The organism is Streptomyces sp. NPDC032940 (assembly GCF_040636935.1).
Taxonomy (GTDB): domain Bacteria; phylum Actinomycetota; class Actinomycetes; order Streptomycetales; family Streptomycetaceae; genus Streptomyces.
Genome location: NZ_JBEZVJ010000018.1, coordinates 125,016 through 141,393, shown reverse-complemented (window position 1 = coordinate 141,393; position 16,378 = coordinate 125,016). Strand labels below are relative to the sequence as shown.

Below are 16,378 nucleotides of genomic sequence, written 5' to 3'. Positions count from 1 at the left end.
TGAAACAGCTCCCACAACTCATCCGGCACCAGCCGCTCAACGATCCCCACCACGACCAACAGACTACCGACCCGGCCAAATGAGATGACCTCTTATCCGTCTGGGTCGGCTCGAGGCTCAGAGCCGGGTACGGGTGGCCTCCAGCAGACGCACGACCGACTCGTCGGCCACGTCCGCGACCTCCGCGTACGGGAACCAGCGCAGGTCGAGGGACTCGTCGCTGATCGCCTCCACGGCCCCCTCGGGAGCCACCGCCGCGTACTGGACGTCCAGGTGCCAGGCGCAGGGCGTGTGGTGGCGGTCCAGCCGGACCGGGCCGCCGGGCAGCAGGGTCACTCCGGCGATGCCCGACTCCTCGGTCGCCTCGCGCAGCGCCGCCCGCGCCAGCGTCTCGTCGACCGGCTCGCAGTGGCCGCCCATCTGGAGCCACATGCGCAGCTTCCTGTGGAGGGTCAGCAGCACGCGTCCGCGCGACGGGTCGATCACCAGGGCGCTCGCGGTGACGTGCCCGTCCGCGCAGGCCTTCCACATGCCGTCCGGGTGCGCCGCCAGATGGTCCAGATAGACCTGACGCAGCTCGTCCTGGCCCTCGTGGCCCTTGAGGACCAGGACCGCGTCGTCGTACAGGCTCACTCGGCGCCGTCGCCCTTGCCGTCGGCCTCGTCCTGCTCCTTCTCGTCCTTCTTCGTGAGGTCCGCCTTGCCCGCGGCCTCGCCGAGCATCTTGTCCAGCTCGGAGAAGTCCAGGTGCTCGCGGTGCACGAAGCCGTCCGGGTCGTCCAGGTCGGTGGCGGTCGGCAGCATGTCAGGGTGGGCCCACAGGGCGTCCCGGCCGTCCACACCGCGCGCGTCCGTCACGGACGCCCATAGACGCGAGGCGTCCCGCAGGCGGCGCGGGCGCAGCTCCAGGCCGATCAGCGTGGCGAACGTCTGCTCCGCCGGGCCGCCCGAGGCGCGACGGCGGCGCAGCGTCTCGCGCAGCGCGTCCGCGGAGGACAGCCGCGGCTTGGCGGCGGCGTGCACCACCGCGTCCACCCAGCCCTCGACCAGCGCCAGGGCCGTCTCCAGACGGGCGAGGGCCGCCTTCTGCTCCGGCGTGTCCTCCGGCTGGAACATGCCCTGCTGGAGTGCCTCCTGGAGCTGCTCGGGGTTCTGCGGGTCGAACTGGCCGACCACGTCCTCGAGCTTGGCCGTGTCGACCTTGATCCCGCGGGCGTAGCCGTCGACCGCGCCGAACAGATGCGAGCGCAGCCACGGCACGTGCGCGAAGAGGCGCTGGTGGGCGGCCTCGCGCAGGGCGAGATACAGCCGCACCTCCTCCAGCGGGACGCCCAGGTCCTTGCCGAACGCCTCGATGTTCGCCGGCAGCAGCGCGGCCTTGCCGGCCGGGCCGAGCGGTAGGCCGACGTCGGTCGAACCGACGACCTCACCGGCGAGCACGCCGACCGCCTGACCGATCTGGGTGCCGAACATGGCGCCGCCCATGGAGCGCATCATGCCGATCAGCGGGCCGGCCATGGCCTGCATCTCCTCGGGCAGCACGTCGCCCATGGCGGTGCCGACGCGCTCGGCGACCGGGTCGACGAGCTCGCGCCAGGCGGGCAGGGTCGCCTCGACCCACTCCGCGCGGCTCCAGGCCACCGCGGAGCCCGCACCGGAGGGCAGGGCGGTCGCGTCGTCCAGCCACAGGTCGGCCAGACGGACGGCCTCCTGGACGGCGCTGCGCTCGGTGGGGCCGACACTCGCGTCCTTCGTGCCGTCCGGGGTGCCCTGGGCGACCGTCTGGCGGGCGATCTGCTTGGCCATGTCCCAGTTCACCGGGCCGCCCTCGTAGGAGAGCATCTGGCCCAGCTGCTGGAACGCGGCGCCCAGGTCGGTGGGGTTCATGGAACCGAACATGGCAGCGAACGGGTTGTCCGCACCGGGGCCGCCAAGGCCACCGGCTCCGGACATTCCGAAACCGAACGGGTTGGCCGGTCCCTGACCACCGCCGCTCTGCTGGTCCTTCTTCTTGCCTTCGTCGCCGTCGTCCGGCTCCTCCGGCGGAAGGCCGAATCCGAATGGGGTGTCACTCACGGGGTTCCTCGGCTGGTAGGGCCACCGGTTCTTTCCGGCGGCACGGCTGCCCGACATCACCACCCAGCGTAGACACCCGCGGCGGTTCGGGCCTCGGTGCTTCGCCGACTGACGGCCTGCGGCAGGATGGATGCCACCTGGTACGTACGCGTCACTCGCGACCGTACTGAAGACAACCGCTGGAGACGCCCGGTGAGTTCCCCAGATCCGCAGGTTCGCGCAGCGCGAAACCAGTCAACCAGTTCCGCCGCCGCCGGCGCGCGCGGACCCGTCGTCGCGGTCACCGGTGCCGCCTCCGGCGTCGGCGCCCTGCTCACGGCACGGCTGGCCGCGTCCGACGAGGTCAGACAGGTCGTGGCCATCGACGAGCGGCGCGGCGAGTGCGCGGAGGCACACTGGCAGATCCTGGACGTGCGGGACCCGGCCATCGCCGAGAAGCTGCGCGGTGCGGACGTCGTCGTGCACCTGGCGCTGGACCTCGACCTGGAGACCGACGCGGCCGCCCGGACGGCTTACAACGTCCGGGGGACGCAGACCGTCCTGACCGCCGCCGCGGCGGCCGGAGTGCACCGCGTCGTGCTGTGCACCTCCGCGATGGTCTACGGTGCGCTGCCGGACAACGAGCTGCCGCTGTCCGAGGACGCCGAGCTGCGGGCCACGGCCGAGGCGACGGGCGTGGGCGACCTGCTGGAGATCGAACGGCTGGCCCGCCGCGCACCCCGCGCGCACCCCGGCCTGAATGTGACCGTCGTCCGCCCCGCGATCCTGGTCGGCGGCATGGACACCGCGCTGACCAGGTACTTCGAGTCGCCCCGGCTGCTCGTGGTGGCGGGTTCGCGGCCCGCCTGGCAGTTCTGCCACGTCGACGACCTGTGCAGCGCCCTCGAGTACGCCGTCCTGGAGAAGGCCGACGGGGAGCTGGCCGTCGGGTGCGACGGCTGGCTGGAGCAGGAGGAGGTCGAGGAGCTCAGCGGGATCCGCCGGATGGAGCTGCCGTCGGCCGTCGCCCTGGGCGCCGCGGCCCGCCTGCACCGGATCGGGCTGACGCCCTCCCCGGCCGGGGACCTGGCGTACACGATGTACCCCTGGGTGGTCAGCGGCAGCCGGCTGCACGACGCCGGGTGGCGGCCGAAGTACACCAACGAGGAGGTCCTCGCCGAGCTGCTGGAGGAGGTCGCGGGCCGGCACACGGTCGCCGGGCGGCGCCTCGGGCGCAAGGACGCCACGGCGGCCGGGGCCGCGGGCGCGACGGTCGCCCTGCTCGGCGCGGCGGCGGTGGTCCGGCGGGCACGGAAGGCCCGACGGCGGATCTGAGCCGGGCGCGCGTCCTGCGGGGAGACGTCCTGTAGAAGGCTCCAAGGGGGTACGCGCGCGTGCCGGGCGATGACGCTATTCCGCGCGCCGCGCGCCGTGGGGCACGATGGACGTATGGCATCCACGAACGACCACCCCGGTGAGCAGTCGGCGCCGGACCCCGTCAAGCTGATCGGCATCCGGGAGACGCCCCTCTCCGTGGACGAGGTCTTCCGGGCCGTCGGGGACGACGCGGCCGGGGGGACCGCGCTGTTCGTCGGGACCGTGCGGAACCACGACGGGGGCACCGACGTCGACCGGCTCGGCTACTCGTGCCACCCCAGTGCCGAGGCCGAGATGCGGCGGATCGCCGAGAAGGTCGTCGCGGAGTACCCCGTACGGGCGCTCGCCGCGGTCCACCGTGTGGGGGACCTGGAGGTCGGGGACCTCGCCGTGGTCGTCGCCGTCTCCTGCCCGCACCGGGGCGAGGCCTTCGACGCCTGCCGGAAGCTCATCGACGACCTCAAGCACGAGGTGCCCATCTGGAAGCACCAGACCTTCTCCGACGGAACCGAGGAGTGGGTCGGCGCCTGCTGACGGGCGGCGGCTGACGGCCGTCGCGGCACCCTCGTGATTCCCGGTTGCGTAACCGGCCCCCCGGCGTGAGCGTTGTCACTGCGGATGGTTAATCTGCTGATCAGTCAGTCGCGGGGCTCATGGGGTTGGGAGGTCGGCATGGCGGCGCTCGCCTGGTTGCTGATTCCGCTGGTGGCTGCGGTGGCCGCGGGTCTGTGGGGAAGCTGGGCCAACCGGACCCGCAAGATCCGGAGCGACGGTCCGGAGCTCGACGGGTACGCCCGGTTCCGCGAGGCGATGGAGAAGTCCCGCACCGGAGCCTGACACCGAAGGGCAGTGCCCTGACGGTGCTCCGACAGCCGCGTCCCGTAATGTCGTCCCATGCCACGCCGCACCGCGACGATGCTCGCCTCCACCCTGATGCTGATCGCGCTCCTGTGCGCGGGTGTGTTCATCCCCGTGCCCTACGCGGAGATGTCACCGGGGCCGACGGTGAACACCCTCGGGGACCACGACGGCGAGCCGGTGCTGCAGATCTCCGGGCACAAGACGTACGAGACGAGCGGTCATCTGAACATGACCACCGTCCGGGTCACCAGCGCCGACTACCGGATGAACCTCGTGGAGGCCGTCTACGGGTGGGTCGCGCACGACAACCGCGTGGTGCCGCACGACACGCTCTACCCGGACGGCAAGACCGAGGAGGAGGCCACCCAGGAGAACGCCGAGGAGTTCAGCCAGTCCCAGGAGAGCGCGAAGGTCGCCGCCCTGGAGGCGCTGGACATCCCGGTGACGTCCTGGGTGGTCGTCTCGACGGTGGTCAAGGACTCCCCGGCCCAGGGCCGGCTGCACGCCGGTGACGTGATCCGGGCCGTGGACGGCACCACGGTCAAGGAGCCCGGCGACGTCGCCGACCTGGTGACCAAGCACAAGCCCGGCCAGGACGTCGTCTTCACCATCGTGCCCGCCAAGGAGCAGGCCGCCGCGGAGAAGGAGGGCCGGACGCCGACGAAGACCGAGAAGGTCACGATCACCACCGCGACCTCCGACGACGCCGGCGAGAAGCGCGCCATCGTCGGGATCAGCGCCGGCACGGACCACACGTTCCCGTTCGCCATCGACATCAAGCTCGCCGACGTCGGCGGCCCCAGCGCCGGTCTGATGTTCGCGCTCGGCATCTACGACAAGCTCACGCCGGGCAGCCTCACCGGCGGCGCGTTCGTCGCCGGCACCGGGACGATCGACGACGCCGGCAAGGTCGGCCCGATCGGCGGCATCGGGATGAAGACCATCGGCGCACGGGAGAAGGGCGCCCGGTACTTCCTGACGCCCGCCGACAACTGCGCGTCCGCCGCCGAGGACACCCCGGACGGGCTCACGCTGGTGAAGGTGGACACCATCGACGACGCCATCGGCGCCCTCGACGACATCCGGACCGGGAAGACCTCCGACCTTCCGAAGTGCACGGCCGGATAGACGGCTGCCGCCGTCCCTCCGGGACGCCCTGACCGACGGGCCGCCCCGGAGGACCCGCCGAACCCTCCGGGACTGCTCCTCGAAGGTCGACTGCTCCTCGACGGTCGACTACTCCTCGAAGGTCGCGGTCAGCGCCTGGGCCAGACCGGGCACCAGGTCGGAACCCGTGAGGACCTCGGTCGCGGAGTCCTTCTCGCGCAGCCGCAGAGCGGACTCGCGGGCGCCGTCACGCAGCACCGCGACCGTCATGCGGACCTCCTGACGGTCCGGGTGCTCCGCCACCCATCGCGTCAGCTTCTCGCCGTCCAGGTCCGCCGGCACCTGGGCCTCGGCGGACGGCGGCAGCATCAGGCGTTCCACGGCCAGCGCGCAGCCGACCACGGCGTCGGGCCAGGCGATGGTGCCGAGGAACTCGTCGAGCGGCCGGTCCGAGGGAATCTCGTCCTGCTCGATCGGGGTGAGGCCGGAGCTCTCCGTCTCCTCCTGCAGACCGAGCCGGTCCGCGAGCGTGGGCTGGTCGGCCCGCAGGCGTGCGGTGTCGACAAGGGCGAAGAGGCGTGCGGGCTGGTCCCAGCCGAGGCCGGAGACGTACTCGTCGATCTCGAGCACGGCCCGGGTGAGGGGGCTCGCTGCCATGGGGGTGTTGGACATGGTCACAATCCTGCCTCGTTACTGGGCCGAATCGGGAACCGAGTAAACGATGAGTAAGTTGCATAGGTGTGGGCCCACGATGACGGGGGCGCACGGGGGGCCCACGAACCCGAGGGCCTGACGGAACAACAGCGACTTCGAGGTGCGCACCTTGGCTTTCCAGATGCCGGACCGAGGCGGAGGCCCGACGGGGCCACGGATCAGAGTGGGCCGCCCGTCCCGGCGTGTCCGCACCCTGTTGATGACGCTCGGTGTCCTCGCCGTGCTCGGCATGGCGTTCACCATGTTCGCGGGCTTCTGGACGGACTGGCTGTGGTACCGGTCGGTCCACTACTCGTCGGTCTTCACGACGACGCTGTGGACCAAGATCGGTCTCTTCTTCGTCTTCGGCCTGCTGATGGCGCTCGCGGTCGGCCTCAACATCTGGCTGGCCCACCGCCTCCGCCCGCCGCTGAGCGCCATGTCGATGGAGCAGCAGAACCTCGACCGCTACCGGATGGGCATCGCCCCGTACAAGAAGTGGCTGCTCCTCGGCATCACCGCCCTGGTCGGCCTGATCGCCGGCGCCTCGGCCTCCGGCCAGTGGCGGACCTGGCTGATGTGGGTCAACGGCGTGCCCTTCGGCCAGAAGGACCCCCAGTTCAAGCTGGACGTCTCCTTCTACGCCTTCGACCTGCCCTGGTACCGCTTCCTGCTCGGCTTCGGCTTCGCGACCGTGATCATCTCGCTGATCGCGGCGGCGCTCACCCACTACCTCTACGGCGGGCTGCGCGTCACCAGCCCCGGAGCGCGCGCGACGGCCGCGGCCACCGGCCACCTGTCGGTGCTCATCGGCGTCTTCGTCGCCCTCAAGGCGGTCGCCTACTGGCTCGACCGGTACGGACTGGCGGTGAAGTCCAGTGACTTCAAGGCGACCGACAACTGGACGGGCCTGAGGTACGTCGACGCCAACGCCTACCTGCCGGCCAAGACCATCCTGTTCTGCATCGCCGTCATCTGCGCGCTGCTGTTCTTCGCCACCCTGTGGCGGCGCACCTGGCAGCTGCCCGTGATCGGCTTCGGCCTGATGGTCCTGTCGGCGATCCTCATCGGCGGCCTGTACCCCGCGCTGGTCCAGAAGTTCGAGGTGCAGCCCAACGAGCAGGCCAAGGAGGCGCCGTACGTCGAGAAGAACCTCGAGGCGACGCGCAAGGCCTACGGCATCGAGGGCACCCAGGTCACCGAGTACGCGGGCGAGAGCAAGACCGAGGACAAGACCGAGCTCCGCGACGACGTCGACGCGACGGCGTCGATCCGGATCATGGACCCGAACATCATCTCGCCGACGTTCCAGCAGCTCCAGCAGATGCGGAACTACTACGCGTTCCCGAACAACCTGGACGTCGACCGCTACTCCAAGGACGGCAAGGACCAGGACACGGTCATCGGTCTGCGCGAGCTGAACCTGGCCGGCATCCCGAAGAAGAACTGGATCAACAACCACTTCCGCTACACCCACGGCTTCGGAGTGGTCGCCGCCAAGGGCACCCAGGTCGACTCCGAGGGACGTCCGGTCTTCACCGAGTCCGACCTGCCCTCCAAGGGCGACCTCGGGACGTACGAACAGCGCGTCTACTACGGCGAGAAGACCACCACGTACTCCATCGTCGGCGGTCCCCAGAAGGAGATCGACTACTCCGACGACAGCGGTGAGAAGACCACCAGCTACAAGGGCGACGGTGGGGTGGACCTGTCCAACCCGGTCAACCGGGCCGCATACGCGGTGGCGTTCAGCGAGCCGCAGATCCTCTACTCCGGCGCCATCGGCGACGGGTCGAAGATCCTGTACAACCGCACGCCGAAGGAGCGCGTCGAGGCGGTCGCCCCGTGGCTGACCATCGACGGCGACGCCTATCCGGCGGTGGTGGACGGCCGCATCCAGTGGATCGTGGACGCCTACACCACGACCAACGGCTATCCGTACGCCTCCCGGACGACGCTCGGCGACACGACCGCCGACTCGCTGACCGCGCGCAACGACTCGCGCGCGGTGGTGGCCCAGCAGAACCAGGTCAACTACATCCGCAACTCGGTGAAGGCGACCGTCGACGCCTACACGGGCGACGTCAAGCTGTACCAGTGGGACACCCAGGACCCGGTCCTCAAGACCTGGATGAAGGCGTTCCCGGGCACGGTCAAGGCCAAGAGCGAGATCTCCGACGCGCTGATGTCCCACCTGCGCTACCCGCAGGACCTGTTCAAGGTCCAGCGCGAGCTGCTCACCCGCTACCACGTGAAGGACGCCACGACGTTCCTCAGCGGCAGCGAGGTGTGGCAGGTGCCGGACGACCCGACCAACAAGTCGGGCGACGCGGTGCCGCCGTACTACCTGAGCATGAAGATGCCCGACCAGAAGCAGCAGGCGTTCTCGCTGACGACGACCTTCACGCCGATCGGACGCGACAACCTCAGCGCGTTCATGGCGGTCGACGCGGAAGCGGGCACCAAGGACTACGGCAAGATCAGAGTCCTGAAGCTGCAGACGAGCACGACCGTGAACGGACCCAAGCAGGTCCAGAGCCAGTTCAACTCCGAACAGGACATCGCCGAGTCCATCAGGCTGCTGAGAGGCGGCGACTCGGAGGTGGAGTACGGCAACCTGCTGACGGTGCCGCTCGACGACGGGCTGCTCTACGTGGAACCGGTCTATGTGCGCGGTGGTGACCTCAAGTACCCGCTGCTGCGCAAGGTGTTGGTGTCCTACGGCGGCAACACCGCCTTCGAGGACACGCTCGACGAGGCCCTGAACAAGGTCTTCGGGGCGAAGGGATCGGCCACCGAGCCGCCGGACCAGGGCGACGACACGACCACACCACCGCCGACGTCCGCCAACCCGACGGTCCAGGAGGCGTTGAACGACGCCCAGAAGGCCTTCGAGGCCGGCCAGGAAGCGCTCAAGCAGAACGACTGGACGGCGTACGGCAAGGCGCAGAAGGACCTGGAGGACGCCCTCAAGAAGGCCGAGGACGCCCAGGCCAAGGCGGGCCAGAGCGGCGCCGACAAGAACGCGGACGACAAGAGCCAGGCCGACAAGAGTCAGGACGGCAAGGCGAGTTCGAGTCCGAGCCCCACGCCGACCGGCACCGCCGACGGCCAGGGCAGCGGCTGAGCTGGTAAAACGCCCATCCCGCGCCGTGATACGGTTGTGAACACAACGGCGCGGGGTGGAGCAGCTCGGTAGCTCGCTGGGCTCATAACCCAGAGGTCGCAGGTTCAAATCCTGTCCCCGCTACTGACGTCGTGAGCTGTGTGCGAACGACGACGAAGGCCCGGATTCCGAAAGGGATCCGGGCCTTCGTGATGTGCGAACGCATGTGCCGATGACGCCGACGGCCGCGTCGATGGGGGGAGTTGGGGCGATCCGTGTTTGACTTGTCTCCCTGTGGGCATGTCGACAAAACGCTGTAGTGACCTCGATGACTGCGGTATACCAGGTGTACCCGGGGTGCGGGTGGTGCGACGATGGACGTTATGGGGGACATGGCAAATCTGTTCGAGACGGGGCGTTTTGTGCAGCCGTCCGGCCGGGAGGATGCCGGGGACGAGGCTCAGGAAGCCGCGGACGAAGCCGCCGAGGAGGTACGCCGGCGGCTCGCCGCCGAGACCGGTGACGTCGAGGCGATGAGCGTGCTCGGGGCCATGCTGCTGCGCCGCGGTGATCTCGACGGGGCCGAGTCCCACCTGCGTGCCGCCACCGCCGCCGGTGACCGCGCCGCCGCCAACAACCTCGGCGTGCTGCTGCACCAGCGCGGTTACGCCGACGAGGCCGCCGGGTGGTGGCGGATCGCCGCCGTCGCCGGTTCCTGCGCTGCCGCACACGCACTGGGGCGGCACTTCCGCGAACGCGGGGACGAGCCCGCCGCCGAGTACTGGCTCCGCCAGTCCGCCGAACAGGGACACGTCCTGGGCGCCTACGCGCTCGCCGACCTGCTGGAGCACCGCGCCGACGCCGAGGGCGCCGAGCGATGGATGCGGGCCGCGGCCGAGCGGGGGCACCGGGAGGCCGCGTACCGGCTGGCCCGGACCCTGGACCGGCGCGCCGGCCGGGACCTCGACGGTGACGTCGGTCCCGGTGTGCCGCGCTCCGTGACCGAGCGGGGCGAGGGGAGCGAGGAGGCCGAGCAGTGGTACCGGCAGGCCGCCGCGCGCGGACACCGGCGGGCCGCGCTGCACCTCGGATCGATCCTGGAGCGGCGGGGCGAGCTCAAGGAGGCCGGGCGCTGGTATCTGACGTCCGCCAAGGACGGCGAGGCGCGCGCCGCCTGTGCGCTGGGCTTCCTGCTGCGCGACGCCGGGGACGACGAGAGCGCCGCCGTGTGGTGGCTGCGGGCCGCGCAGGACGGCGACGGCAACGCGGCCAACGCGCTGGGCGCGCTGCACGCCGAACAAGGCGAGCCGCAGACCGCCGAGCGGTGGTACCGGGCCGCGCTGGACGCCGGGGACGACAACGGTGCCTACAACCTCGGGCTGCTCTGCGCCGAGCAGGGGCGCACGGCCCAGGCAGAGCAGTGGTACCGGCGGGCGGCCTACGCAGGGCACCGGGAGGCGTCCAACGCGCTGGCCATCCTGCTGCTGCGCGCCGGGGACGCGGCCGGTGCCGAGCCCTGGTTCTCCAAGGCGGCAGAGGCGGGCAGCGTGGACGCCGCCTTCAACCTCGGGATCCTGCACGCCGGACGGGGCGAGGACGCCGCCGCGCTGCGCTGGTACGAGCGGGCCGCCGCCGCCGGGCACACCGAGGCGGCGTTGCAGGTCGGCATGGCGCGACTGCGGGCCGGCGACGAGCCGGAGGCGGAGCGGTTCCTGCGGTGCGCGGCGGGGGGCGGCAGCCCGGAGGCCGCGTACCGGCTGGCCACACTGCTCGACGCACGTCGGCCGCCCGCACCCGCGCACGAGCTGGGCGAGCCCGCGCAGGAGAAGACCGAGTGCGAGGAGTGGTACGAGCGGGCGGCCTCGCAGGGGCACCGCCGGGCCCAGGTGCGCGTCGGGATGCTGGCCGCGGCGCGGGGTGACGTGGTGGAGGCGGCGCGATGGTACCGGGAGGCGGCCGAGGCAGGCTCGCGCAACGGCGCGTTCAATCTGGGGCTGCTGCTGGCCCGGGAGGGCAGCGAACCCGAGGCCGTCGTGTGGTGGCGCCGGGCCGCCGATGCGGGACACGGGCGGGCGGCGCTGCGGCTCGCGCTGGTGTGTGCGCGGCGGGGGGAGCTGGACGAGGGGCAGCGGTGGGCGGACCGGGCGGTGTCGCTGGGGCCGCGGGAGGTGGCCGAGCGGGCCGCCCGGCTGCGGGACGCGCTGCGACAGGAGCTGTCGGCGTGACGCTGCGCTGAGCTTGGGTGCGCTCATAAGCGATTTGCTTCTTGTCACGGGCGTGACGTAGTGTTCCATTCATCGACGCGGGGTGGAGCAGCTCGGTAGCTCGCTGGGCTCATAACCCAGAGGTCGCAGGTTCAAATCCTGTCCCCGCTACTGAAGGCCGAGGGCCGGAATCCGAAAGGGTTCCGGCCCTCGGTGTTTTCAGGTGTTCTCGCCTCGGGTCTTTGTCGTAACGCGAGAGCCCCCGGCACCCATCGGTGCCGGGGGCTCTCGCGCGAACCGGGTTACGCGGCCGCGCAGTTCGGGCAGGTGCCGCGGTACGTCACCTCGACGTCGGAGACCGTGAAGCCGAAGCGCTCCGTGTCCGGGAGGTCGGCCAGCGGATTGCCGGTCGGGTGGACGTCGCGGATCGCGCCGCACTGTGCGCAGACCAGGTGGTGGTGCGGCCGGTGCGCGTTCGGGTCGTACCGCTTCGCGCGCTTGTCCGTCGCGACCTCCAGCACCTCACCGAGCGAGACCAGCTCGCCCAGGGTGTTGTAGACGGTCGCCCGGGAGATCTCCGGCAGCTTGGTGACGGCCCTGGCGTGCACCTCGTCGGCGGTCAGATGGACATGATCGCCGTCAAGGACCTCGGCCACGACACGCCGCTGCGCGGTCATGCGCCAACCGCGTCCACGCAGCCGCTCCAGAAGGTCACTCATACAGACCAGCCTAACAGCAAGGGGGACCAGGTCCCGAACGGGTGTGACTTTGGAGTCTTACTTGACTTAGACAATGTCCATTGTAGGATCGAGACCGGCATTAGCCAAGGGACAGGTTTTGCAGGATTGGCGCAGGAGGCGTACGTGACTCAGGGACCGCTTACTACGGAAGCCGGTGCTCCGGTGGCCGACAACCAGAACAGCGAGACCGCGGGCGTCGGCGGCCCCGTGCTCGTCCAGGACCAGCTGCTCCTCGAGAAGCTGGCCCACTTCAACCGTGAGCGCATCCCGGAGCGCGTCGTGCACGCCCGTGGCGCGGGCGCCTACGGCACCTTCACGGTCACCGCCGATGTCACCCCGTACACGCGCGCCGCCTTCCTCTCCGAGGTCGGCAAGGAGACGGAGACCTTCCTCCGCTTCTCGACCGTGGCGGGCAACCTGGGTGCGGCGGACGCCGTCCGCGACCCGCGCGGCTTCGCGCTGAAGTTCTACACCGAAGAGGGCAACTACGACCTCGTCGGCAACAACACCCCGGTGTTCTTCATCAAGGACGCCATCAAGTTCCCCGACTTCATCCACACGCAGAAGCGCGACCCCTACACGGGTTCGACCGAGATGGACAACGTCTGGGACTTCTGGAGCCTCTCGCCCGAGTCCACGCACCAGGTGACCTGGCTCTTCGGCGACCGTGGCATCCCGGCGTCCTACCGCCACATGGACGGCTTCGGCTCGCACACCTACCAGTGGAACAACGCGGCCGGCGAGGCCTTCTGGGTCAAGTACCACTTCAAGACCGACCAGGGCATCAAGTGCCTCACCCAGGCCGAGGCCGACAAGCTCGCCGGTGAGGACCCCGACTCGCACCAGCGCGACCTCCGCGAGGCCATCGAGCGCGGTGACTTCCCGTCCTGGACCGTCGGCGTGCAGATCATGCCCGTCGCCGAGGCCGCGACGTACCGCTTCAACCCGTTCGACCTGACCAAGGTGTGGCCGCACGCCGACTACCCGATCGTCTGGTTCGGCAAGCTGGAGCTCAACCGCAACCCGGAGAACATCTTCGCCGAGGTCGAGCAGTCGATCTTCTCCCCGGCCCACTTCGTGCCCGGCATCGGCCCGTCCCCGGACAAGATGCTCCAGGGCCGCCTCTTCGCCTACGGCGACGCCCACCGCTACCGCGTCGGCATCAACGCCGACCACCTGCCGGTGAACCGCCCGCACGCCACCGAGGCGCGCACCAACTCCCGTGACGGCTACCTGTACGACGGCCGCCACAAGGGCGCGAAGAACTACGAGCCGAACAGCTTCGGCGGCCCGTTCCAGACGGACCGTGCCCTGTGGCAGCCGGTCGCGGTCTCCGGTGTCACCGGAGAGACCGAGGCCCCCTCGCACGCCGAGGACAACGACTTCGTCCAGGCGGGCAACCTCTACCGGCTGATGACGGACGCGGAGAAGGAGCGCCTGATCGACAACCTGGCCGGCGCCATCTCCCAGGTCTCGCGCGAGGACATCATCGAGCGCGCGATCGACAACTTCCGTCAGGCCGACGGTGACTTCGGCAAGCGGCTGGAGGCCGCGGTCCAGGCCCTGCGCGGCTGACGTCCAGCACTGGACCGCTTGTCGTGGCGGCGGGCCGGATCCCCGGGAACGGGGGCCCGGCCCGTTTCGCGTGGCAGGGTGTCAGGCCGGCACGTGCTGCGCCGGTACCTGCCGGGCCGGTGCCCAGCAGCGGATGATGTCGCGGACCGAGACCACGCCGACGGGCTCGTCGCGGTCGAGCACGATGAGATGGCGGAAGCCGCCGTGCGCCATCGCCCCGGCCGCCTCCTCCACGGTCCAGGACGGCGTCGCGAACACGACGTCGGTGGTGGTGTGGGCGTGGGCGCGTTCGGCGTCGGGGTCCTGGCCCCGGCCGAGGGAGTTGAGGATGTCGCGTTCGGTGAGGATGCCGATGCCGCCGGCGTCGGGGTCGTGGACCACGGCCGCGCCGACGCGGCGGGCGGACATCAGTGTGGCGGCCTGGCGCAGGGTGTGGGCGGGACCGATGGTGAGGACGACCGAGCTCATGGCTTCGCGGACGAGCATGGGTGGAGCCACCTCCTGCCGGTGATCCATGAGTTAGTTCATGGATTCACAAGTTCACAAGTGGGGGGACTCTCAGAGTGGCAGGCAAAGCCGGGGCCAACAAGGGGGCGCACAGGGCGAGTCGGCGGGCGTGCGGGGGGCGGGCTCAGTAGCGCTGGTTGAGATGGCCGAGCAGCTCGTCGTGGAGCCGGCCGTTGGACGCCGCGGCGTTGCCGCTGTGCGGTCCGGGCCTGCCGTCCAGGCCGGTGAAGGTGCCGCCGGCCTCCGTGACGATGATGGCGTTCGCCGCCATGTCCCAGAGGGAGAGCTCGGGTTCGGCGCACAGGTCGACCGAGCCCTCGGCGACCATCATGTACGGCCAGAAGTCCCCGTACGCCCGCGTACGCCACACCGCGCGGGTCAGGTCCAGGAAGCCGTCCAGCCGGCCCTGCTCCTCCCAGCCGCCGAGCGAGGAGTACGCGAAGGAGGCGTCGGCGAGGGTGGAGACCTGGGAGACCTGGAGGCGGTGGGCGGAGGTCAGGCTGCGGCCGGTGAAGGCGCCGTGGTCCTTCGCGGCCCACCAGCGGCGGCCGAGGGCCGGAGCGGAGACGAGGCCGACGACGGGCTGGTAGCCTCCCCCACTCTCGAATTCGCCCGAGCGGGAGGGACCCCCACCGCCGGCCTCCATGAGGGCGATGAGGGTGGCCCAGACCGGGACTCCGCGGACGTAGTTCTTGGTGCCGTCGATCGGGTCGACGACCCAGCGGCGGGGGCCGGTGCCCTCGGTGCCGTACTCCTCGCCGAGGACGGCGTCGCGGGGGCGGGCGCGGGCCAGGTGGCCCCGGATGAGTTCCTCGGCGGCCTTGTCCGCCTCGCTCACGGGGGTCATGTCCGGCTTGGTCTCGACCTTCAGGTCGAGGGCCTTGAAGCGGTCCATCGTCGCGGCATCGGCGGCGTCCGCGAGGACGTGGGCGAGGCGGAGGTCGTCGAGGTAGTCCGGCATGCGGCCACGGTATCGGGCGGGGGCGGGGCGGGGCCACCAGGGGTTTGAGCGGGAGGTCTGTGCGGGGCGATGCGGACGGGGGAGGGCGGGGCCGGAGCGGTGGGCCGCCGCTGGTGAGGTGCGGGCGTGTCGGACGGGGCGAGGTGTCTTGACAGGGGTGGCATACCCGTCAAATCTGGGCGCTGAGTCGCTTCGGCCTAGGGAGGCGATGATGCCCGCAGCCCGGGAGTCCCTGCTCGATGCCGCGTACACCGCGCTGGCGCGGCGGCCGTGGGCCGCCGTGCGGATGGTGGACGTGGCGGCGGCGGCCGGAGTGTCGCGGCAGACGCTGTACAACGAGTTCGGCAGCAAGGAGGGCCTCGCCCGCGCACTCGTCCGGCGGGAGGCGGACGGCTATCTCGCCGGTGTGGAGCGCGCGCTCCGCGCCGTCGGCGACCCACGCGAGCGGCTCACCGCGACGGCCGAGTGGACCGCCTCCGCGGCAGGGGACAACGCGCTGGTGCGCGCCCTGCTCACCGGCTGCTGGGGCGCGTGGCTGCCCGCCCCCGCGCCCGGCGGCGTGCCGTCCTCCTCCGCCGTGCCGGCCCAGCGCCGGGCCGACGGCCCGCTGCCCTCGCCCGCCGACTTCGTGGCCCTCGTCCGCGACCGTGCCGTCGCCGCCCTGTCCAGGCCCGGTGTTCCCCGCGCGGAGGCCGCCGACCTCGCCCGCACCTGCGAACTCACCGTCCGGCTCGCCCTGTCCTGTGTCGCGGCCCCGCCCGGCGAGGGCGGCGTGACGGAACTCGTCCGTACCGTCCTGCCACGGCAGTCGACGTCGTGACGGCCGGACGCGTCAGTGCGCCGAGCCCGACAGCTGGAGCCCGATCACGCCGATGATGACGAAGCTGATCGAGACGATCTTCAGTGTGGAGACCAGGTCACCCAGGAACACCATGCCGTAGATGGCGGTGCCCGCCGCGCCGATGCCGGTCCACACGGCGTACGCCGGGCCGACGTCGAGCTTCTTCAACGACAGGGTCAGCAGGCCGAAACTGCCCAGCGCGAAGGCGCAGAACGCGACAGTGGGCCACAGCCGGGTGAAGCCGTGCGAGAGCTTCAGACACACGGCGAAGCCGGTCTCCAGCACCCCGGCCACGATGACCAGCAGCCACGCCATGTGTCGTCCTTCCGTGGTCCCGTACCGTGACCGCTTC

At 70.8% G+C, this 16,378-nt stretch carries 15 protein-coding genes and 2 tRNA genes; 10 read left to right on the top strand and 7 right to left on the bottom strand.

Features of this window, described 5'->3' with window-relative positions; all coding sequences use genetic code 11:
* Positions 1-117: 117 nt before the first annotated feature.
* Both AB0E77_RS22030 and AB0E77_RS22025 read right to left on the bottom strand, forming a co-directional pair.
* A complete protein-coding gene (locus tag AB0E77_RS22030) occupies positions 118-633 on the bottom strand; it encodes an NUDIX hydrolase (RefSeq protein WP_361573180.1) in 516 nt (171 codons plus the stop codon).
* Entirely contained in the window at positions 630-2,075 is a 1,446-nt protein-coding gene (locus AB0E77_RS22025) for a zinc-dependent metalloprotease (RefSeq protein ID WP_361573178.1), read from the bottom strand. The genes AB0E77_RS22030 and AB0E77_RS22025 overlap by 4 nt, the downstream gene beginning before the upstream one ends.
* 192 nt (positions 2,076-2,267) lie before the next feature.
* Between AB0E77_RS22025 and AB0E77_RS22020 the strand changes: the two genes are divergently transcribed.
* The 4 genes from AB0E77_RS22020 (at position 2,268) to AB0E77_RS22005 (ending at position 5,420) form a co-directional block, all read left to right on the top strand.
* Complete coding sequence (locus AB0E77_RS22020) at positions 2,268-3,389, top strand: SDR family oxidoreductase (RefSeq protein WP_361573176.1); 1,122 nt, start codon at positions 2,268-2,270, stop codon at positions 3,387-3,389.
* A 114-nt stretch (positions 3,390-3,503) separates the two neighbouring features.
* Positions 3,504-3,965, top strand: a complete 462-nt coding sequence (locus tag AB0E77_RS22015) for a molybdenum cofactor biosynthesis protein MoaE (RefSeq protein WP_361573174.1) — start codon at positions 3,504-3,506, stop codon at positions 3,963-3,965.
* Between the two features lie 138 nt (positions 3,966-4,103).
* Positions 4,104-4,268, top strand: coding sequence for a hypothetical protein (locus AB0E77_RS22010; protein WP_351014054.1), 165 nt, complete (start codon positions 4,104-4,106; stop codon positions 4,266-4,268).
* 57 nt (positions 4,269-4,325) lie between these two features.
* Positions 4,326-5,420, top strand: coding sequence for a PDZ domain-containing protein (locus tag AB0E77_RS22005; protein ID WP_361573172.1), 1,095 nt, complete (start codon positions 4,326-4,328; stop codon positions 5,418-5,420).
* Between the two features lie 108 nt (positions 5,421-5,528).
* Here the strand turns inward: AB0E77_RS22005 and AB0E77_RS22000 are convergent, their stop codons facing one another.
* A complete protein-coding gene (locus AB0E77_RS22000; RefSeq protein ID WP_361573170.1) occupies positions 5,529-6,071 on the bottom strand; it encodes a PPA1309 family protein in 543 nt (180 codons plus the stop codon).
* A 163-nt stretch (positions 6,072-6,234) separates the two neighbouring features.
* On the opposite strand from AB0E77_RS22000, the gene AB0E77_RS21995 reads away from it, so the two are divergent.
* From AB0E77_RS21995 to AB0E77_RS21980, 4 genes are all read left to right on the top strand, one after another.
* The gene (locus AB0E77_RS21995; RefSeq protein ID WP_361573190.1) at positions 6,235-9,219 is read left to right on the top strand and encodes a UPF0182 family protein; all 2,985 of its coding nucleotides are present in this window, start codon (positions 6,235-6,237) and stop codon (positions 9,217-9,219) included.
* A gap of 49 nt (positions 9,220-9,268) precedes the next feature.
* A tRNA-Met gene (locus AB0E77_RS21990) sits at positions 9,269-9,342 on the top strand.
* Between the two features lie 239 nt (positions 9,343-9,581).
* Positions 9,582-11,423 (top strand): tetratricopeptide repeat protein, encoded by a 1,842-nt coding sequence (locus AB0E77_RS21985; protein ID WP_361573168.1) that lies wholly within the window; start codon positions 9,582-9,584, stop codon positions 11,421-11,423.
* A gap of 76 nt (positions 11,424-11,499) precedes the next feature.
* Positions 11,500-11,573: transfer RNA gene (locus AB0E77_RS21980), tRNA-Met, on the top strand.
* Positions 11,574-11,704: 131 nt separating this feature from the next.
* On the opposite strand, the gene AB0E77_RS21975 is transcribed toward AB0E77_RS21980, so the two are convergent.
* Positions 11,705-12,121, bottom strand: a complete 417-nt coding sequence (locus AB0E77_RS21975; protein WP_189228749.1) for a Fur family transcriptional regulator — start codon at positions 12,119-12,121, stop codon at positions 11,705-11,707.
* A 144-nt stretch (positions 12,122-12,265) separates the two neighbouring features.
* Here AB0E77_RS21975 and AB0E77_RS21970 point away from each other — a divergent pair, with 144 nt between their 5' ends.
* Positions 12,266-13,717, top strand: coding sequence for a catalase (locus AB0E77_RS21970; protein ID WP_361573166.1), 1,452 nt, complete (start codon positions 12,266-12,268; stop codon positions 13,715-13,717).
* 81 nt (positions 13,718-13,798) lie between these two features.
* On the opposite strand, the gene AB0E77_RS21965 is transcribed toward AB0E77_RS21970, so the two are convergent.
* Positions 13,799-14,203, bottom strand: coding sequence for a CBS domain-containing protein (locus AB0E77_RS21965; RefSeq protein ID WP_361573164.1), 405 nt, complete (start codon positions 14,201-14,203; stop codon positions 13,799-13,801).
* Positions 14,204-14,348: 145 nt separating this feature from the next.
* Positions 14,349-15,185: a histidinol-phosphatase gene (gene hisN / locus AB0E77_RS21960; protein ID WP_361573162.1), complete on the bottom strand. Its 837-nt coding sequence runs from the start codon at positions 15,183-15,185 to the stop codon at positions 14,349-14,351.
* A gap of 208 nt (positions 15,186-15,393) precedes the next feature.
* On the opposite strand from hisN, the gene AB0E77_RS21955 reads away from it, so the two are divergent.
* Positions 15,394-16,005, top strand: coding sequence for a TetR/AcrR family transcriptional regulator (locus AB0E77_RS21955; protein ID WP_361573160.1), 612 nt, complete (start codon positions 15,394-15,396; stop codon positions 16,003-16,005).
* A gap of 12 nt (positions 16,006-16,017) precedes the next feature.
* Here the strand turns inward: AB0E77_RS21955 and AB0E77_RS21950 are convergent, their stop codons facing one another.
* Positions 16,018-16,341: a multidrug efflux SMR transporter gene (locus tag AB0E77_RS21950; RefSeq protein ID WP_361573158.1), complete on the bottom strand. Its 324-nt coding sequence runs from the start codon at positions 16,339-16,341 to the stop codon at positions 16,018-16,020.
* Positions 16,342-16,378 lie beyond the last annotated feature (37 nt).